Raw genomic sequence first — 19,508 nt, 5'->3', positions numbered from 1 at the left:
GCCCTGATACGGCAGGTCGTTTGAGGTGAGGCTATGAGGGGGCGGGACGGGCCGCATTGATGACCGTCAATGCCGCATTGGAGGCCCTGTCCTATCTGTGGGACCGGCGCAGGAGTGACTTGCGCAGGGTTCGGCGGACAAGATGGGTATCAGCGAAATTCTCAGTTCCAGATCGGGAAGACTGCATTCAGTGCCGGTGCTTGGCGCATCGGTTATGATGCATCTGGCGCTGGCCGTGGCGGCGAGCCCGACCCTGGGCACGCCGGCGCGCCCCAACCTCGCCGAGGCCCGCAGCTGGGGATATCAGTTGCAGATGGTGGATCCCGATCTCGTCGCGGATTCGCCCTATGATCTCATGGTCATTGACTATGCGCGCGATGGGTCGGCGGAGCGGGCCTTCAGCAGATCTGACGTGATGAGCATGAAGCGCAAGCCCGATGGCGGTTCGCGCATCGTGCTGGCCTATCTCAGCATCGGGGAGGCGGAAGACTATCGCTTCTATTGGAACCGGAGCTGGCAGGCTTCGCCGCCTGGCTGGCTCGGCAAGGAGAACCCGGACTGGCCGGGAAATTATGCCGTGCGGTATTGGGACCCGGCCTGGCAGAGCGTCATCTTTGGCGGGCAGCAGGCCTATCTCGATAGCATTATCGCTGCCGGTTTCGATGGGGTCTATCTCGATCGCATCGACGCCTTCGATGTTTCCGATCCGGCGGTGTCGCGCGCCAGCCGCATGCAGTTGATGGTCGAGTTCGTCTCCGACATTGCCGCCTATGCGCGAAGCGCGGAGCCGGGTTTCATCATTGTCGGCCAGAATGCCGAGGAATTGCTGAACTATCCCGAATATGCAGCGGTCATCGATGGGGTGGGCAAGGAAGATCTGTTCTTCGGCCTCGATGGTGATGGCACGCTCAATTCCAAAGGCGAGTTGCGCGCCAGTCTGACGCCGCTGCAGCGGTTCCTCGCCTCGGGCAAACCTGTCTTTCTCATCGAATATCTCGACACAGCCGAATCCATGGCCTTGGCGCACAAGAATGCCCATGCGCTGGGCGTTCCGCTCTTCATAGGTACGAGGGAGCTCGACGATGTCCGGTCCCGCTAAATTTCAGGATCCCAAGCAGCTTTATCGTGGCGCGCCGGCGACGCCGACACGGCCGGACAGAACCTTGCTGGCGATCATGCTTCTCGCCGTCGTAAGCCTTGCCGGTACGCTGGCCCTGCTGCCTGGAACCGAAGAAAAGGCCGAGGGCCTCTTGGCAGAAGGCCGGTATGCCGACGCGATCAATACCCTTGTTGCGGTCGAAGATGAGCGGCCCCTCAATGGCTATGAGGGCTATATGCTCTTCAAGCTCTATATGCTGGCCCGCGAGCCCGACAATGCGGCCATGTTGATCGCGCAGCAGCCGGCATTGCAGGTCGACAATACCGAAGCGCTGCGCCAGCTCGCTGATCTTTACCGGCAACTTGGCGACATGCGCGGCGAGGCGACGACCCTGCGCCAGATCTATGATGCCAGTCCCAGCGACGCCGATTTCGCGCGCTTGCGCGTGCTCTACCGTCTTTCGGGCGATGCTGCGGGCGAAGCATCCCTCCTGACCAAGGCCATTGCTGCCGGTCGGTCGGACGAGGCCTTGCTCAGCCGGCTGGCCTATCTGCAGGACCTTTCCCCCACCAACGTCCGCGCGGCCCTCTGGGTCGCCCCGACAGGCAATTTCTGGCGGTTTGAAATGCCGCCACCCTCACAGATTTTCGCCCAAACAGATCTTTTCCACGCAACCCCCATAGCAGCGTCTATCGAGTAGGAGCCATCATGACCATTGTTCTCGACGGAGCACTTCTTGACTGGACGGCCGACGATCGGCTGGAAACCCCCGCCACCACAATTGCCGGATATGCCCTTTATGGCCGGTTGGAAGGGGACGTTTTCTATTTCGCCCTCAGTTCGGCGCAGGCGATTAATGCGACCTCGACGCTGTGGCTCAATACAGATGCCAATATCAATACCGGCTACAAGGTCTGGGGCTTTGCGGCGGGTGCGGAATTCAACGTCAATTTCGGCGCCAATGGGGTGCCGCGGCTCTATACCGGGGCGGACGGGCAGACACTGGTTGGCGATCTCTCCTATTCGATGAGTGCCGATCGCAAGGTGCTGGAAATCGCGCTGCCCAAGAGCCTCTTGGGCGCCAGTGTGTCGAGTGTCGGCATCATGGCCGATATCAACAATTCGATCTTTCTGCCGGCCGACTATACGCAGTCGGCCTATACGATCACGACGCCTGTGCCGAACGTCTTCGATGGCCTCCTTACCGAATGGACGGCCGATCAGCGGCTCGACAATGTCCCAGGAAAAACCGTCGCAGGCTATGAACTCTATGGCAAGGTGGCCGATGACAGCTTCGTCTTCGGGCTCAAGAGCGCGGTGCCGATCGGGCCGAACACCACCTTCTGGCTCGATACCGACAACAATACGGCGACGGGCTACCAGATCTGGGGCTTTGCCGGCGGCGCGGAGTTTAACGTCAATATCGGGGCAGACGGCGTTGCCCGGCTCTATACCGGGGCCGATGGGCAGACGCTGGTTGCTACACTTGAATACAAAATAGCGCCGGGCGGACTCAGCATGGAGTTCTCCGTGCCCAAGACGCTGCTCGGCCCCTCAGTCAACAGCGTCGTGGTCTTGGCCGATATCAACAATTCCGTCTTCCTGCCGCCCAGCTATTCGAGCGGTGGCTATGTGCTGACGACACCGGTCGTGGTGCCGCCCGGACCCTATGACGGGCTGCTGACGGAATGGACGGCCGCGCAGCGGCTCGATAGCGGGGCCGGCGTCGTTGCCGGCTACGAGCTCTATGGCACGGTCAGCGAGGACAAGTTCGTCTTTGCGCTCAAGAGCGCGGTCGCCATCGGGCAGGATACGACCTTCTGGCTCAATACCGATGCCAATGTCGCGACCGGCCACCAGATCTGGGGCTTTGCCGGCGGGGCCGAATTCAACGTCAACATCGGCGCCGATGGTGTCGCACGGCTCTATAGCGGCGCCGATGGGCAGACGCTTGTCGGCGAGATCGACTACAAGATTGCGCCGGATGGTATGAGCATGGAATTTGCCGTCCCTCGCAGCCTGATCGGCGCTTCCGTCACGGCAATCACACTTCTGGCCGACGTCAATAATTCGGTTTTCCTGCCCACCACTTATGCCAATGGGGGCTATACGCTGGTCGATCCGGCCTCGATCCCCGGCAGCCAATTTGACGGCGTGCTCACGGAGTGGACGGCCAGTCAGCGGCTTGAGACGCCGATGACCACGGTCGACGGATATGAGTTTTACGGCCAATTTAGCGATGGCCAGTTCACCTTCGGCTTCAAGAGCGCAGTGACCATCGGGCCGAATACGACGTTCTGGCTCAACACCGACGGCAATACAGCGACCGGGACGCAGGTCTTCGGCTATGCCGGGGGTGCCGAGTTCAACGTCAATATCGGCTCGGACGGGGTCGCGCGGCTTTATTCGGGCAATGCCGGGCAGACTCTCGTCGGAACCATCGACTACAAGCTCGGGCCGGATGGGAAGACCATCGAATTTGCCGTGCCCAAGGCCATGCTCGGCGCTGCAGTCACCTCGGTCAGCATTCTCGCCGACGTCAATGACAGTGTCTATCTGCCGGCCAATTATCTCTCGCCGGCCTATACGGTCTATGACCCGGCTTCGTTGCCGCCGGTGACCGACACGGGCAACAAGATCGCCATCGTCTTTTCCCAGACCACGGCCAACAATTACTTCAGTCAGATGGCCTATTCCCAACTGGTCATGGCCGCCCAGAGCCAGGCCATGGCAGCCGGCATTCCGTTCGACCTCGTGTCGGAAGCGGACCTGGCCGATCTCTCCAAGATGGTCAATTACGACGCGATCGTGTTTCCCTCGTTCCGCAATGTGCCGGCCAATTATGAGGCCATCTACGATGTGCTGAGCAAGCTCGTCTATCAGTACGACGTCTCGCTGATTGCGGCCGGTGACTTCATGACCAATGACGCGTCCAACGCAAGCTTGCCGAACAACGCCTATGAACGCATGCAGACCCTGTTTGGGGTCAATCGTGTCGGCGGTGAAAGCGGCGTAACGGTCAATGTCGAGGCGACCCCAACGGGTCATGCCATAACCGAAGGCTATGGGCCGAACGGCGCCATTCACACCTATACCGGCGCCACCACCTCGTATTTTGAAGCCGCAAATCCCAATGCTGGTTCGGTCACCGTGATTGCCGAGCAGGTTGTCAACGGCACGACCCATGCAGCCGTGCTCGGCTCAGTCACCGGCGGTCGCAATGTGCATTTTTCGACCGACGCACTTCTGGGCGATCTCAACCTCCTCGGCCAGGCCATCGACTGGGTCAATGAAGAGACGAGCGGGCCGACGGTCTCGCTCAACATGACGCGCAACAGCTCGCTCTTTGCCTCGCGCAACGACATGGACCAGAGCCAGGAAACATACGATGTCGATGGCGGCATCTATGATGCCATGTTGCCTTTCCTACACCAGTGGAAGACCGACTACAATTTTGTCGGCTCCTACTATGTCAATGTGGGCTTCAATCCGCCGGACCAGGAAACCAACTGGCTGATTTCGGGCCAGTACTATGACGCCATGCGCGCCATGGGGAACGAGATCGGATCCCATTCCTATACGCATCCCGAAGATACCAATCTGCTTCTGCCCAATGTGCTGACGCAGGAATTGCTTAATCAGCGCATTACCCAATATGCGGCGCTGGCCGGCGGGCCGGGTGTCGTGGGTCAGGCGCTGGCGTCGATGACGCTCGAACAGATCAATGCCAAACTTGCGCAGGTGCTCACGGCGCCCAATCCCAGCGCGCTTGATGCGACCTCGAAAGCCTTCCTCCAGGCGACCTATACGTTCCAGTTCGCTACGGCCCGAGCGGTGCTGGAGGCCAATCTTGGCTATTCCGTCGGTGGCGCGGCAGTGCCGGGCATGCCCGAGCAGATGCTGCCGGCCCAGCAGATCATTCAGTACTACGACTATCTCTCCGGCGGGGCATCCATGCTCGGCGCGGGCTATCCCGGCGCCATCGGCTATCTGACGCCGGGCGCGGATGGGCAAGTCTACATTGCCCCCAACATGTCCTTCGACTTCACCCTCATGGGTTGGCTGGGACTGACGGTGGAACAAGCCGAGGCCAAATGGGCGGCCGAATGGGCCCAACTCACGGCCAATTCCGACATGCCAATCGTTGTCTGGCCTTGGCACGACTACGGCGTCACCACTTGGTCGCTTGATGCGGGCCAGCCCTCCCCTTACACGGCTGCGATGTTCACCAATTTCATTGCCGCCGCCTATACCTCCGGCACTGAATTCGTGACGCTGGCGGACCTCGCGGCACGTATCAAAGCGTTCGAGCGCGCCGATTTCGGTTTCAGCGTCGCCGGTGATGTGATCACCATGCATGCGACCCCGCAGCAGGGCCAATTGGGCACGTTCGCGCTCAATCTCGATGACCTTGCCGGCAAGACGATCAAGTCTGTTGCCAACTGGTACGCCTATGATGCCGATAGCGTCTTCCTCGATGCCGATGGCGGCACATTCACGGTACAACTTGGCACCAGTGCGGACGATGTGACCCATATCACTTCGATCGGTTCGCGGGCGCAGCTCGTGAGCCTCACCGGCGACGGGACCAATCTGGACTTCACTATTGCGGGCGAAGGCAAGGTTGTCATCGACCTCAAGGAAACCGCCGGCTTTACCTATCAGGCAACCGGCGCTTCGATCGTCAGTCAGGCCAATGGCATTTTGACCCTCGACCTCGGTGCCATCGGCAGCCATACCGTTTCGGTGCGGCAGATCCAGACCAACCGGGCTGCCACCGACATCGTCGTCTCCAACCAGGCGGCGCTGCCGGAGAATACGGCGGTGCGGACCAAGATCGCCGATCTCGCGGTGATCGATCCCGATACCGACCCATTGCTGCGCATGAATGTGGTGACCGTGTCGGATGCCCGTTTCGAAGTGGATAGCTCGACCGGGGCGCTCTATCTCAAGGCGGGGCAGGTGGTGAACTTCGAGGCGGGCGCGACCATCGCCATGACCTTAACGGCAACCGACGGGGCGCTGAGTTTCTCCAAGGCGCTCGTGCTCACGGTGGTCAACGTCAATGAAGCGCCGACCGGGGCGCCGACCATTGCCGGAACGGCTGTCGAAAACGTGCTCCTCAGCGCAGGTACGGCACTGATCGCTGATCCCGATGGACTGGGCGCGTTCACTTATCAATGGCAGCGCGGCAATGGCACGGTGTTCACCAATATTGCCGGCGCGACGGCGGCGACTTATCGCCTGGTGCAGGCAGATGCGGACCAACTGGTGCGGGTCGCCGTTTCCTATCGGGACGGCAGCGCCACAACCGAGACGATCTTCTCGGCGCCCACGACCCAGGTGGTCGACGTGCTGGCCAATACGACGCTCACGCCGCTGATGGCGAATACGGCGCGCACGATCACTACTGCCGAACTTGTCGGCGGTGGGATCACCGGCACGGTGACCATCAATTCGCTCACCGCATCCATCGGCACGCTTGTCGCGCTTGGCGGCGGGCAATGGACCTATACGCCGCCGGCCAATAACGATACCGGGGTGACCTTCAGCTATACGGCCACCAATGGCACCAAGCTGGCGCAAGGCACCGCGGCCATGGATCTGCTGCCCTCCAATGCGATCAATGGCACGGCCGGTGCGGACAATCTTGCGGCCAGGGCTACCTCCGATATCTATCACGGCCTTGCCGGCAATGACACGATATCGGCCGGTGCGGGCGACGATCTCATCTATGGCGATGAAGGCAACGACACCGCCAATGGCGGCGATGGGAACGATGTTTTCTTCGCAACACTCAACGATGGCAGCGACCGCTATACCGGCAATGGTGGCACGGATCGGTATGATCTTTCTGCGACCAGCGCAGCAGCCACGGTCAACCTGACCAATGGCACGGCGTCGAGCAGCCAGACGGGGAGCGATACGCTCGCCACTATCGAAAACGTCACGGGCGGCTCGGGCAACGACACCATTACCGGCTCTTCTGCCGCCAATGTGCTCGATGGCGGGGCTGGCAACGATATCCTGCTTGGCATGGGCGGCGCCGATACCCTGATCGGCGGAGCGGGAGCGGATCGGCTCACCGGCGGCGCCGGGCGCGATGTAATGACCGGAGGTGCCGACAATGACATCTTCATCTTCACCGCCAGCTCGGAAATGGGCACGACGGCCTCAACCCGCGATGTCATTACGGACTTCACGCCTGGCCAGGACAAGTTCGATTTCTCGGCCATCGACGCCAATACAATGCTCTCCGGCAATCAGGCCTTCACGTTCCTCGCGACGGCCGGCGCCGCGTTCACGGGCGTTCGCGGCCAATTGAACTGGAGCCTGCAGGATGCGGCCGGTACGGCGAACGACAAGACCATCGTGATGGGCGACATCAATGGCGACCGTGTCGCCGATTTCCATGTTGAACTGACCGGCCTTATCCAATTGGGGGTCGGTGACTTTATCCTGTGACCCCCTTTCGATGACGCCTCCACGTCGTCGCGCAGATGCCCGGCAGCCCCCACGCCGGGCATTTGTGTTTGTGGCGTTGACTGCCATCAATGCCGAGGGAGTTTGCCCCGCCTAGCGTTGTCATAGCGGCCTCATGTTCGGGAGCAGAAAATGTGCGGAATCGTTGGAATTGTCGGCCATGAGCCGGTAGCGGATCGCCTGGTCAGCGCCTTGGCGCAGCTTGAATATCGGGGCTATGACAGCGCCGGGATCGCGACCCTCGACCATGGGGAAATCCAGCGACGACGCGCGCCCGGAAAGCTCGTCAATCTTGCCAACAAGCTGAGCCTCGATCCCCTGGCCGGCACGATCGGCATCGGCCATACGCGCTGGGCGACGCATGGGGCGCCGACGGAACTCAACGCCCATCCGCATGCGACGCCGTGCGTCGCCGTCGTGCATAACGGGATCATCGAGAATTATCGCTCGCTGCTGGTGGAGTTGGCAGCTGATGGCTATCTGCCCCTGACGCAGACCGACAGCGAAGTCGTTGCCATGATGGCAACCCGCTGGATGGATCTGGGGCTGTCGCCAGTGGCCGCCGTGCAGGCTACCGTTTCAAAGCTCCAAGGCGCTTTTGCGCTGGTTTTCCTCTTCCATGGCGAAGAGCAGATGCTGGTGGCGGCGCGCCAGGGCTCGCCCCTGGCGGTGGGCTATGGTGCGGACGAGATGTTCCTGGGGTCCGACGCCTTGGCGCTATCGCTTTTCACCGACAGGGTGACCTATCTTGAGGAGGGCGACTGGGCGGTGGTGACGCCGGGCAAGGCGGCGATCCGCAGCCGCGAAGGGTCGAGTGTCAACCGCGTGGTGCACCAGACCAATGCCTCGTCCAATATCGTCGAGAAGGGGCCCTATCGCCATTTTATGCTCAAGGAGATTCACGAGCAGCCGGACGCGGTGTCGCGCGTGGTCGGCCGGTTCGTCGATCGCGGCGAGCGGGCGCTGGCGGTGCAGGATCCGCTGTCCTTCGATTTCGCCGATCTCTCGCGGATGACGGTTTCGGCCTGTGGCACGGCCTATCTCGCCGGCGTCGTCGGCAAGTACTGGTTCGAGCGCTACGCGCGCCTGCCGGTCGATATCGATGTCGGCTCGGAATTCCGCTATCGGCAGCCGCCGCTGGCACCAGAGGGCCTGGCGCTGTTCATATCGCAATCGGGCGAGACAGCCGATACGCTGGCGGCCCTGCGCTATTGCGCGGCCAATGGCCAGCACATAGCCAGCGTGGTCAATGTTGAAGAGTCGACGATTGCCCGCGAATCCAAGTCGGTATTCCCGCTGCGCTGCGGGCCGGAGATCGGGGTGGCCTCCACCAAGGCGTTCACGACGCAATTGGCGACGCTGGCCTGTCTCTCGGTGGTTGCGGGGCAGGCCCGCGGCGTGCTTGCTAGCGACAAGGTGGAAGAACTGGTGACTGCGCTTGAGACGCTGCCGGGCGCCATTGCCAGTGCGCTGCTGGTGGAAGACCAGATTGCCGAGATTGCGCGCGGGATCAGCAAAGCCAGCGATGCGCTGTTCCTGGGGCGAGGGCCGCTCTATCCGATTGCCTTGGAAGGGGCGCTCAAGCTCAAGGAAATCTCCTATATCCATGCGGAAGGCTATGCGGCGGGGGAACTCAAGCATGGCCCCATTGCGCTTGTTGACGAAACCATTCCGGTTATCGTCATCGCGCCATCTGACGAGCTTTCGGAAAAAACCGTTTCCAACATGCAGGAAGTGGCTGCGCGGGGCGGGCGCATCGTGCTGGTGACCGATCTCAAGGGCGCGGAAACGCATGGCGGCATGGCGCAACAGTGCATTGTCTTGCCGGAGGTGCATCCGTTCGTGGCGCCTATAGTTGCGGCCATTGCCGTGCAATTGCTGGCCTATCACACGGCGGCGCATCTGGGTGCCGATGTGGATCAGCCGCGCAATCTCGCCAAGTCGGTGACGGTGGAATAAGCATGATCCGGAAAAGTGGGTGTCGGTTTTCCGAAGAGATCATGCTCAAATTCTAGAGCGAAGTATTTGCGGCAAAAGGGACAAGTGCACTTGTCCCTTTTGGGCCGCGATCCCATTCTCTCCTCCAAAGGAGAGTCTTTGGTATGACCAATCCATTTTTCGAAGAGTGGGCGACGCCCTTTGGCGTGCCGCCTTTTGCCGAGATCAAGACCGAGCATTTCAAGCCGGCCTATGAAGCGGCGCTGAAGGCGCATGAGGCCGAGATTGCTGCTATTGCCAGCGACAAAAACGAGCCGAGTTTTGAGAACACAATTGTTGCGCTGGAACGCAGCGGGGCGCAGCTTGACCGGGTTGATCTCGTTTTCTCGCAGCTGGCCTCAGCCAATACCAATGATACCTTGCAGGGCATCGAGCGCGATCTTGCGCCGGTTGTGGCCCGGCACTGGAACGCGATTTTCCTTAATCCGGCGCTCTTTGTGCGGATCGATGCGCTTTATGAGAACCGTGCGGAACTCGGGCTTGATGCCGAGGCCCTGCGGGTGCTGGAGCGCTACCATCTCGACTTCGTGCGCTCTGGCGCGCGCCTATCGCTGGCTGATCGCGAGCGCTTTGCCGGGATCGTCGAGCGACTTGCCGTGCTCGGCACCGAGTTCGGTCAGAATGTCTTGGCCGATGAGCAGAACACGGTCTTTGCTCTGAACGAAGCCGAGGTCGATGGGCTGCCCGATTTTGCGCGGGCGGCGGCCGCCGAGATGGCGCGGGATCGCAAGCTCAATGCACCTTATGCAGTTGCTGCGTCTCGATCCAGCGTGGAGCCGGTGCTGCACTTTGCGACTGACCGTGCGGTGCGCGAAAAGGTGTGGCGTGGGTTTGTGAAGCGCGGCGCCAATGGCAATGCGAGCGACAATCACGCCATCATCGCCGAAGTCCTGCGGTTGCGGGGCGAACAGGCAAAGCTGCTCGGCTATGAGAGCTATGCGCAGTACAAGCTTGCGGACAGCATGGCTGGAACGCCCAAGGCGGCGCGTGGTCTGCTGGAGCAAGTTTGGAAGCCGGGGCGGCAGCGGGCGCTTGATGATCGGGCGGCGCTGCAGGGACTGATCGACGAAGAGGGTGGCACGTTCAGGCTCGCCGCCTGGGACTGGCGCTACTATGCCGAGAAGCTGCGGCTGGCGCGGTATGATTTCGATGAGAACGAGATCAAGCCATACCTTGAACTCTGGAAGGTGGTGGAAGCCGCTTTCTATGTGGCGGAAAAACTGTTCGGCGTGAGCTTTGTCGCGCGGGGGGATATCGAGGGATATCATCCCGACGTGCGCGTCTGGGAAGTGCAGCGCGAAGGGCGGACGATCGGCATTTTCTATGGCGATTATTTTGCGCGCGCCGGCAAACGCAGCGGCGCCTGGATGACCTCGTTCCGCAAGCAGGCCAAGCTTGATGGCGCTGTCATTCCGCTCGTCGTCAATACCTGCAACTATTTGAAACCGCCCGAGGGGCAGCCGGCTTTGTTGTCGCTCGACGAGGCGCGGACGGTATTCCATGAATTCGGCCACGGGTTGCATGGGCTGCTCTCGAACGTGACCTATCCGCGGATCGCCGGCACCAGTGTGGTGCGGGATTTTGTCGAATTACCCTCGCAGCTTTACGAGCACTGGCTGGAGTCAAAGCCGGTGCTGGCGCAACTCGTGCACTATCGCACAGGCGAGCCCATTCCGCAGGCGCTGCTCGACAGGATGAGGGCGGCTGGCAAAGCCAACAAAGGCTTCGAGACGGTCGAATTCGTGTCTTCGGCCATCCTCGACATGGACTATCACTCGGCTGAGATCGGCACTGATGCCGACATTTCGGCGCTGGAGCGTAAGACGCTTGACGATATCGGCATGCCCGAGGAAATCGCGCTGCGCCATGCCAGCACGCATTTTCTGCATCTCTTTTCGGGCGATGGCTATGCGGCCGGCTACTATAGCTATCTGTGGTCGGAGGTGCTCGATGCCGATGGCTATGGCGCGTTTGAGGAAGCAGGTGATCCCTTCGACAAGGAGACGGCGGATCGGCTCTACAAATATGTCTATTCGGCCGGCGGCTCGCGCGACTATGCGGAGGCCTATCGTCTTTTCCGCGGACGCGATCCCGATGTGAAGGGGCTGCTGGAAGATCGCGGGCTGGCTGATCTGATCCCGATAGAGGATGGTGTGGCGGTGCAGGGCAAGTAACCTCCTCCCCCTCGTTTCGTCGCCACCGCCCGGCTCGTCCGGGCGGTCCATGGCTCCCCAAAATGGATTGCCGGGACAAGCCCGGCAATGACGGCCCTTGGGGGCTAGCCTAGCGTCAGCACGAAGCGGAATTTTGCGGCGCCTTCCCACCACATGGGGAAATTGGTGCCCCATTTGTTGTTGTAGAGATTGACGCGCAGGCCGCCCGAGAAATCCGGGCGTTCGGGCTGAAAGGGGATGAAAGGCGCGGTGGCGGGGGCGACGAGGGCCGCATCGAGGAGGGTCAGGTTCAGTATCTGCCCGGCAGCGTCGGTCTCGACGGCCTCGACTGCCTGTAACTGGCCGCCGCCTTTGCGGGCTATGGCCGAGCTCTCGTGCCAGAGGCCGAGCTTCTTGAGACGCCAGGTTTCGCTGCCTTGCGGAGTGAAGCGGAAGAAACCGGCTTCGGGCATGCGGTTGGCCGGTTTGTCGCGCAGGGTCAGGGTGATTTCCACCTGACGATCGCCAAGGCCGCGCAGCGTGATGTCGCAGTGGGCCGGGGCGCCGATTTCGGCATGGGCGGCGGCGGGGAGAGTGGCGATGGCAGTTGCACCATTGATGCCAACCAAGGCGGGAGATACGGTTTCTGTTCGTGCCGTCTTCGCCTTGTCGAGGCCGGGCTTGTCGTGGTCGAGAATGGCCCATTCGAGACGATGCTGGAGATAGGAATCGAGGTGCTTTTGCAGCTCGATCCAGTCGTAGCTTTCGTGGGTGTAGCCGAAGAGCACACCGTTGCTGCCGGCGATACGTGTGCCACCGGGCGCGATTAGTGCCGCAACGCTTCCGGTGGTCGGATCGAGCTCGGCGGTCCAGCCACCATGGCTCAGGCTGCTTGCGCTGCCTGCGGGCTCCGCGCTCGGGGTAATCGTTGTCTCGCTGAGCACGCGATCTGCGGCCTGTCGGTCGGTGGTGTCAAGTTCGGCGAGTGCAGTGTCGATATAGGCGCGCTGCTCGGCCCAGGATTGCTCGGAATAGGCGAAGCGATAGTCGCTTTTGCGAACGGCGTCGAAATCGGCGCGGTCCCAGGCCATGTCGTCGCGGAGATAGGTCTTGATGTCGACGCCCCAGGTGTGCTCGGCAACCTGGGTCAGGCCGCGGCCGAAGGCGCGGCGGGCTTCGGTTGGCTCCCAGCCGTCGTAAAGACGCTGCAAGGCGCGAAAGCGGGCGAGTTTTTGCGGGTCGGTGGCGGTGCCGTGGATCCAGCTATCGCCGATTTCCTCAGTGACGATTGGAAACTCCTCGCGGCGTTTCCACATCTCTGCGCCGAAAGCATCGAGCGTCGAGGCCGTGACAATGGCATCGGGATTTTCGTGGCGGATATGGCGCAGGGCTTCCACCGTCTGGCCGACGCTTTGCGGGCCGATATTGTCATTGGTATGCGCGAAGCTGAGGCCGACTTCCGGGCCGGCGGGAAAGTCCGTTGCACCATAGGAGGCCTGGTACATCACTACGATCTCCTCGCCACCTGGCGCGTGCCAGCGGAAGATCGGCGGCACGTCGGGGACGGGGCTCGCCGTGTTGACGCCCAGATGGAGGAAATTGACCCCAGCCTCGGCGAGCAGCGGCACCATGCCCAGCGTATGGCCCGGCACGTCAGTCATCTTGGCCGCCGTGGTGTGGCGTCCAAAACGCTGGTCGAGCTCCTGCGAGAAGGAAAGTCCGGCCCGGAACAGGGCTGATGACATTAGCTCGGTGTGGGTGGTGAAGGGCAGGGCGTGCCAGGTGATCAGGCCCCGCTCGATGGCGCGTTCGAGCTTTTTGACCCGTTCGGCGTCCTGCGAATGCAGGTGATCCCAAATGAGCCAGGCTCCCGTGGTCCAGATGAATTCAGGCTGATCCGGGTTCTCGGCGTAAAAATGCTCGCCGGTGGCGATGGCCTGGGGGATGAACTGATTGTGGTACTGCGCACGCACGCGGGCAGCGTGATCGGTGAAGCCGATATCGAGATGAGTCTTGAAAACGAGATGTATCTGTCTGGTCATGGCAAAAGTTTTCAGCCGACCGTGCCGCGCACGACGAGCCTGGTGTTGAGGGTTTCCTGGAAGCCCGGAGCGTCGGGATTATTGAGGCGGCGGAGGATCAGGCGGACGAGGGCGCGTACGCGCTCGTCGAGATCGAATTTCACCGTGGTGAGATTGTAGCTTTTCCAGTGGGACTGGGCGATGTCGTCAAAACCGATGACCTTTACGTCTTCGGGTACGCGCAGCTTCAATTCGTGGCGCAGGGCATCGATGACGCCGAAGGCGCCGACGTCATTGGCGGCGAAAATGGCATCGGCGCCTTCACCGACGCGGAAGAGATCAATGGTTGCCTGATAGGCCGCGTCATAGCTGAAATCGCCGCGCGCGACGACCGGCGGGGCAAGACCGCGCTCGGCCATGACCTGGCGCAGCATGCGTTCGCGGGCGCCATTGGCGCGCGATTTTTCCGCGCCCGAGAGATAGGCGATACGCTTGGCCCCAAAACCCTGCAGCAGGGCGACGGCCTGCTCGACGCCATCGCGCTGCAGAACGTTGAGGCGGTCATGCAGCGGTTCGTCGCCGGCATCGTCGGCAAGCTCTGCCTGCGGGTAGTGAATATAGATGGGCACCGCACGGTCGAGAAAGCGCGCAAGGGTGTGGGGCTTGACGTTTTCGACGAAGGCGATGACGGAGTCCGGATTGAAGCCGCGCATATAGGCGAGCAGTTGCTCGTCCATGGAATAGTCGGTGCGCGTCTTGAATAACAGCGTGGCAAAGCCTTCGGCCTGCAAGGCTGTAGTCAGCGCATCGATTTCCTGACTTTCCCAGTGGCTGCACACATCGGGCACGATGACGCCGACAAGGTGAGAGCGGCCGCTCACCAGGGCTCGGGCGGCCCGGTCCGGGGTGTAGTTCAGTTCCTGAGCGATCTTCAGGATCAGCTCGCGCTTTTCTGGCTTGAGCGAGGTGTGCGGATTGAAGGCGCGAGACACGGCGACGCGCGAAACCTGAGCCCGCGCGGCAACCATTTCGGCAGTCGCCCGCCCCCGCGGAGCCTGCTCGGTGTCGGTCACGATAATCCTCCCATTCACTCGCTGGGAGTGAAAACGTGTTCAATTCAATGGCTGTAAGGGAGCCGGGAGTCAAGCTAGCCGTGAAGCACCTGACTCGCAATCACGGCCGGCATTGTCACTGCAATGTCTTGGAAACCTGCGATGCAGCAGATGTGCTTACTGCGCCCGTTTTCCCGTCCGCGAATTCTCCGCATTGACGAGAAATGAAAACGTGTTCATTCTGTGAGGGCCGGATGCGAGGAGCGCCCTGGCCAAGATTGGCTACCGGAGAATTCGGAGCCACCATTTCGGGAGGATTTTCTACGATGAATAATCGTATGCGCGCGCTTGCGCTCGGCCTTATCGGCGCCACTTCGGTCGCCATTCCTGCCTTTGCCGTGGATCTTAATGTTACCTGCCGCTGCGTCATCGGTGGCGTCAATAGCGGCACCGCCCAGTGGATCGAAGAAAGCGTCATTCCGGCTTTCGAGGCGGCCCATCCCGACGTCAACGTGACGCTCAACCAGTTCGGCGGCGAAGACGCGCAGCTCACCCAGCAGCTCGCCCTCGATTTCTCGACCGGTGCCGGTCCCGATGTTTCCGCTTTTGACGGCTTCCTCATTCCCTCGTTCGTTGAGGGTGGTCTTCTGAAATCGCTCGATGAAGTCGCTGGCCCGGAAGTCAATGACTGGTCGGGTTGGGCTGCGCTTTCGGACGGTTCGCGTGCGCTGATGGAATATCAGGGCAAGTTCTACGGCATTCCGCTCGGCACCGACGTGCGCATGATCCATACGCGCAAGGACATCCTGACCGAAGCCGGCATCGACGCCGACAACTGGCAGCCGACCTCGTGGGAAGAGGTGCTCGACGCCGCCCGCGCCATCAAGAAGATCAAGCCCGACAGTTTCCCCATCCAGCTCAATGCCGGCGTCGCCATGGGCGAAGCCACGACCATGCAAGGCTATTGGCTGGCGCTGCTCGGCACGGGTGAAGGGGTGACCGACGAGAACGGCAAGTTCATCGTTTCGAGCCAGGGTATTTTGGACACGCTCAACCTCTACAGGACCATTTATGTCGATGAGCAGCTCGGCGACCAGCGCGCCCAGCTTCTGGCCGATGGCCGCAATCGCTCCTTCGCCAATTTCCGCGATGGTGTGACGGCACTGCTGTTCGAAGGCGACTATTTCTACCGTTCCGTCACCCCGGAGGGTTCGGAATTTGCCGTGCCGAACCGCGACGAAGTCATGGGCTGGGTCAAGGTTCCGGCCAAGGAGCCCGGTGCCGGTATTCGTGGCCAGGATTTTGTGACCATTTCAGGCGGCACGGGTTTTGTGATCAATCCGGCGACGGACGCGCCCAAGGAAGCCTGGGCTTTCCTCTCGTTCATGAACGAGCCGGACATGCAGAACGCCTTCCAGGCGATCCAGCCGCGTATCACCGCGCGTACCGATATCGAAATCCCGAACAGCCCGTTCCTGACGGCAGCCAGCCAGACGCTGCTTCCGCTGACCACAGCCCGTCCGAACGACCCGAACTACAATGCGGTTTCCTCGGAAATCCAGCGCATGACCGAAGCCGTGGTGTCGGGCGAACTCTCCCCGGAAGACGCCATGGCCCAGTACAAGGCCGCGGTTATCGCCATTGTCGGCGAAGACAATACCGTCAGCCTGCTCTAGTCCTCCCCGTCGAGCCGGTGCCCTTCGGGGTGCCGGGTTTGCGGGAGTTTCCAGCCGTCGCCGCACTATTGCGGCGGCGCGACCGGTCACATGTCGACATGTTCGCATGTGCTCACGACTGACCCAGACCTATGGGGCCATCCATGACCACCGAACCCATCGAGGCCAAGCCGAAGAAGGTGCGCAATTTTGCGCTGCTCTCCAATCGCGCCGGTGCCGCTTTCCTGACGCCCGCTGGCCTCCTGGTCTCGGTCTTCGTCATCGTGCCCTTCTTCTGGGTGATCTTTGTTTCCTTCACCAACCGGACGCTGCTTGGGCGGACGGCGCTCAATCCTGAATTCGTTGGCCTTGCCAATTATCTGTCGCTCTTTGATCCGGCCACCTTCTTCCAACGCGGGCAGTTCGGCTTCTCGCTGATCCTGACGACGCAATTCGTTCTGGCGTCGGCGCTGCTGGGGCAGGCGTTGCTGGGCCTGCTGCTGGCCTGGCTGATCCAGACCGTGCCGCCCTGGGTGAAGCGCATCACCGAGACCTTCGTCATTGCCGCATGGATCCTGCCGGAAGTCGTTATCGGCTTTGCCTGGTTCGCCTTCCTCGATCGCGACCAAGGCACGCTCAATATGCTGCTCGAAGGTTTTGGGCTGCCCAAGGGGGACTTCCTGCTGCAGCAGCCCTTCTGGGTTATCGTGGTGTTCAACACCTGGCGCGGCGCGGCCTTCTCGATGATGCTGTTCAACTCGGCTTTTTCGTCGATTCCACCGAGCTATTTCCAGGCCGCCGACGTTGCCGGTGCCTCGTCGTGGCAGAAGTTTCGCGACATCGGCCTGCCGCTCATTCGCGGACATATCGTCACCGACCTCATCCTCATCACCATGTGGACGTTCAACACTTTTACGCCGTTCCTCCTCACCAATGGCGGGCCGAGCTACCGGACGGAACTGGTCTCGATCTACAACTATCGCGTCGCCTTCCAGGACTTCCAGTTCGGCAAGGGCGCGGCGGTGGGCGTGATCATGATGCTGATCAACCTCGCTTTCGCGCTGGTCTATCTCAGCATAGGCCGCAAGAAGAAGGTGCGCTGAGACATGAAGCTGACCATTCCTGCCTTTGTCGGTCGCATCGCCTTCTCAGCGCTTGCGGCGCTGATCGGCGCTATATTCGCGCTGCCGCTGCTGTGGTTCCTCTTCGCGCCGTTCAACGCCCGGGCGGAACTGGGGTTGGCTCTGCCGGACCCATGGACGCTCAATAATTTCGTGACGGTCTTTGGCAATTCCTATGCCGTGCAGGCGCTTTGGAACAGTTTTATCCAGGCGGTGGGTGGCGTCATTCTGGTGGGGGCAGCGGCGACATTGGCCGCCTACGCGCTCAGCCGCTCGTCCATCCCCGGCAAGGGCGCTGTCACCTACATCCTGTTGCTGTTCTCCTCGGTCGTGTCGGGCTCGGCCGCCATGGTGCCGATCTTTCTTATAGTCTCGGCCGCGGGCCTCATGGACACGCATCTGGCGGTGATCCTGACTTTCGCCGGTGGGCTCCTGCCGACGGCCATGTTCATCCTGCGCGATTTCATCGACTCGATCCCAAAATCCTACGAGGAAAGCGCCATGGTGGCCGGAGCCTCGCCGGTGCAGGCCTTTTTCGATGTGGCGCTGCCGGTCATCCGGCCTGGCATCGTGGTCGTGGTCGTCTGGGGTTTTGTGAACATCTGGGGCTCGTTCCTGATCCCCTTCATTCTCCTCCGCAGCGATAGCAATATGCCGGCCTCGGTCGCGATCTACTCGTTCTATTCGGAAGCGGGCACGCCCATTGTCACGCTCCTGGCAGCCTATTCGCTGATCTATTCGCTGCCGGTCATCGCTCTCTATCTCTTCGTCAGCTGGAAGTTCGGTTTCCGGTTCTTCGGCGGCATCAAGGCTTAATCATCCATGGCATCTGTTGAATTCAAAAACGTCACCAAGAGCTTTGGCGAGTTCAAGGCCGTCGCAGACGTCAGCTTCGATATCGCCGATGGGGAATTCGTCTGTCTGCTTGGTCCCTCGGGCTGCGGCAAGACCACTTCGCTGCGCATGATGGCGGGGCTCGAAACGCCGAGTTCGGGAAAAATCCTGATCGGCGGGGAGGAGGTGACACATCTCCACCCGAAGGACCGCAACATCGCCATGGTGTTTCAGGACTATGCGCTCTATCCGCACATGAACCTAGCCGACAACATCGCCTATCCGCTCAAGGTGCGCGGCGAGCCGGTGGCGCAGCGCCATGCCCGGGCCAAAGAGGTCGCTGATGTCCTCAAGATCGGGCACCTGATGGATCGCTTGCCGAGCCAGATTTCCGGCGGCCAACAGCAGCGTACGTCGCTCGCTCGCGCGCTGGTCTATCCGGCAAAGGTTTATCTTTTCGACGAGCCGCTTTCCAATCTCGACGCCAAGCTACGTTTGGAGGCTCGTGGTTTTCTCAATCACCTGCAACGCGACATGGGCATGACGGCCGTCTATGTGACGCATGACCAGGCCGAGGCCATGGCGCTGGCGACGCGTATCGCCGTCATGGATCAGGGGCATATCGTGCAGTTCGCCTCGCCCATCGAGATCTATCGCCGCCCCGCCACGACCTTCGTTGCGAACTTTGTCGGCAACCCGCCGATGAACCTTGTCGAGGTGGAGGGCGCGCAGGTCGATGGCAAACTGGCATTGAAGGCCGAGGGGCTGACCATTGCCGGCCTTGCCATGACCGATGCCATTGGCAAGGCACTGACGGCGAGCGGCAAGCTGACGCTGGGCTTACGGCCGGAGCATCTGGGGATTGCCGCGGCGGGCGCCGTAAACACCATCACGGCACCGCTCTTTGCCAATGAAAACATGGGGCCGGAAAGCCTCGTCACCGTGGACCGTGGCGACAGCGCCCGCGTTACGGCGCGCATCTTTACCGACGATCATCTTGATCTCTCGAACGTGGTGACACTCGGCTTCTCCGCTGAGCACGTCCATCTCTTTGATAGCGCCGGCAAGCGCATTCCGGCCTTGGGAGAATAG

11 protein-coding genes are annotated in these 19,508 nt (G+C 61.3%); 9 read left to right on the top strand and 2 right to left on the bottom strand.

Annotated elements, in window-relative coordinates; translation table 11 throughout:
- Positions 1–142 precede the first annotated feature (142 nt).
- The 5 genes from J7557_RS21390 (at position 143) to J7557_RS21370 (ending at position 11,754) form a co-directional block, all read left to right on the top strand.
- The gene (locus J7557_RS21390; protein ID WP_291422468.1) at positions 143–1,099 is read left to right on the top strand and encodes an MJ1477/TM1410 family putative glycoside hydrolase; all 957 of its coding nucleotides are present in this window, start codon (positions 143–145) and stop codon (positions 1,097–1,099) included.
- Positions 1,083–1,799: a hypothetical protein gene (locus tag J7557_RS21385; RefSeq protein ID WP_291422465.1), complete on the top strand. Its 717-nt coding sequence runs from the start codon at positions 1,083–1,085 to the stop codon at positions 1,797–1,799. Before J7557_RS21390 ends, J7557_RS21385 begins: the two co-directional genes overlap by 17 nt.
- A gap of 8 nt (positions 1,800–1,807) precedes the next feature.
- The gene (locus J7557_RS21380; RefSeq protein ID WP_291422463.1) at positions 1,808–7,564 is read left to right on the top strand and encodes a M10 family metallopeptidase C-terminal domain-containing protein; all 5,757 of its coding nucleotides are present in this window, start codon (positions 1,808–1,810) and stop codon (positions 7,562–7,564) included.
- A gap of 150 nt (positions 7,565–7,714) precedes the next feature.
- A complete protein-coding gene (gene glmS / locus J7557_RS21375) occupies positions 7,715–9,541 on the top strand; it encodes a glutamine--fructose-6-phosphate transaminase (isomerizing) (protein ID WP_291422461.1) in 1,827 nt (608 codons plus the stop codon).
- Positions 9,542–9,684: 143 nt separating this feature from the next.
- On the top strand, positions 9,685–11,754 hold the full coding sequence (locus J7557_RS21370; protein ID WP_291422459.1) for a M3 family metallopeptidase: 2,070 nt from the start codon (positions 9,685–9,687) through the stop codon (positions 11,752–11,754).
- A 104-nt stretch (positions 11,755–11,858) separates the two neighbouring features.
- Here J7557_RS21370 and J7557_RS21365 read toward each other — a convergent pair whose 3' ends face one another.
- Entirely contained in the window at positions 11,859–13,775 is a 1,917-nt protein-coding gene (locus tag J7557_RS21365) for a DUF5054 domain-containing protein (RefSeq protein WP_291422457.1), read from the bottom strand.
- Positions 13,776–13,786: 11 nt separating this feature from the next.
- Positions 13,787–14,827: a LacI family DNA-binding transcriptional regulator gene (locus tag J7557_RS21360; protein WP_291422455.1), complete on the bottom strand. Its 1,041-nt coding sequence runs from the start codon at positions 14,825–14,827 to the stop codon at positions 13,787–13,789.
- Positions 14,828–15,132: 305 nt separating this feature from the next.
- Between J7557_RS21360 and J7557_RS21355 the strand changes: the two genes are divergently transcribed.
- The 4 genes from J7557_RS21355 to J7557_RS21340 all read left to right on the top strand — a co-directional run bounded on the left by J7557_RS21355 (position 15,133) and on the right by J7557_RS21340 (position 19,508).
- Positions 15,133–16,482: an extracellular solute-binding protein gene (locus tag J7557_RS21355; protein ID WP_291422453.1), complete on the top strand. Its 1,350-nt coding sequence runs from the start codon at positions 15,133–15,135 to the stop codon at positions 16,480–16,482.
- Positions 16,483–16,661: 179 nt separating this feature from the next.
- Positions 16,662–17,564 carry a carbohydrate ABC transporter permease gene (locus J7557_RS21350; protein WP_035078402.1) on the top strand — a complete coding sequence of 301 codons (903 nt, stop codon included), beginning with the start codon at positions 16,662–16,664 and terminating at the stop codon, positions 17,562–17,564.
- Positions 17,565–17,567: 3 nt separating this feature from the next.
- Positions 17,568–18,398, top strand: coding sequence for a carbohydrate ABC transporter permease (locus J7557_RS21345; protein WP_291422451.1), 831 nt, complete (start codon positions 17,568–17,570; stop codon positions 18,396–18,398).
- Between the two features lie 6 nt (positions 18,399–18,404).
- On the top strand, positions 18,405–19,508 hold the full coding sequence (locus J7557_RS21340) for an ABC transporter ATP-binding protein (protein WP_291422450.1): 1,104 nt from the start codon (positions 18,405–18,407) through the stop codon (positions 19,506–19,508).

The sequence above is a fragment of the Devosia sp. genome, from assembly GCF_017744655.1.
In the GTDB taxonomy this organism is placed as follows: Bacteria; Pseudomonadota; Alphaproteobacteria; order Rhizobiales; family Devosiaceae; genus Devosia.
This window is presented reverse-complemented; position numbering and strand designations above follow the sequence as displayed.

What these genes read in the sequence shown, in the direction of transcription:
- J7557_RS21390 (WP_291422468.1), top strand. Translation starts at nt 143, where the DNA reads ATGGGTATCAGCGAAATTCTCAGTTCCAGATCGGGAAGACTGCATTCA.
- J7557_RS21345 (WP_291422451.1), top strand. Translation starts at nt 17,568, where the DNA reads ATGAAGCTGACCATTCCTGCCTTTGTCGGTCGCATCGCCTTCTCAGCG.
- J7557_RS21385 (WP_291422465.1), top strand. Translation starts at nt 1,083, where the DNA reads ATGTCCGGTCCCGCTAAATTTCAGGATCCCAAGCAGCTTTATCGTGGC.
- J7557_RS21370 (WP_291422459.1), top strand. Translation starts at nt 9,685, where the DNA reads ATGACCAATCCATTTTTCGAAGAGTGGGCGACGCCCTTTGGCGTGCCG.
- J7557_RS21365 (WP_291422457.1), bottom strand. Translation starts at nt 13,775, where the DNA reads ATGACCAGACAGATACATCTCGTTTTCAAGACTCATCTCGATATCGGC.
- J7557_RS21380 (WP_291422463.1), top strand. Translation starts at nt 1,808, where the DNA reads ATGACCATTGTTCTCGACGGAGCACTTCTTGACTGGACGGCCGACGAT.
- J7557_RS21355 (WP_291422453.1), top strand. Translation starts at nt 15,133, where the DNA reads ATGAATAATCGTATGCGCGCGCTTGCGCTCGGCCTTATCGGCGCCACT.
- J7557_RS21340 (WP_291422450.1), top strand. Translation starts at nt 18,405, where the DNA reads ATGGCATCTGTTGAATTCAAAAACGTCACCAAGAGCTTTGGCGAGTTC.
- glmS (WP_291422461.1), top strand. Translation starts at nt 7,715, where the DNA reads ATGTGCGGAATCGTTGGAATTGTCGGCCATGAGCCGGTAGCGGATCGC.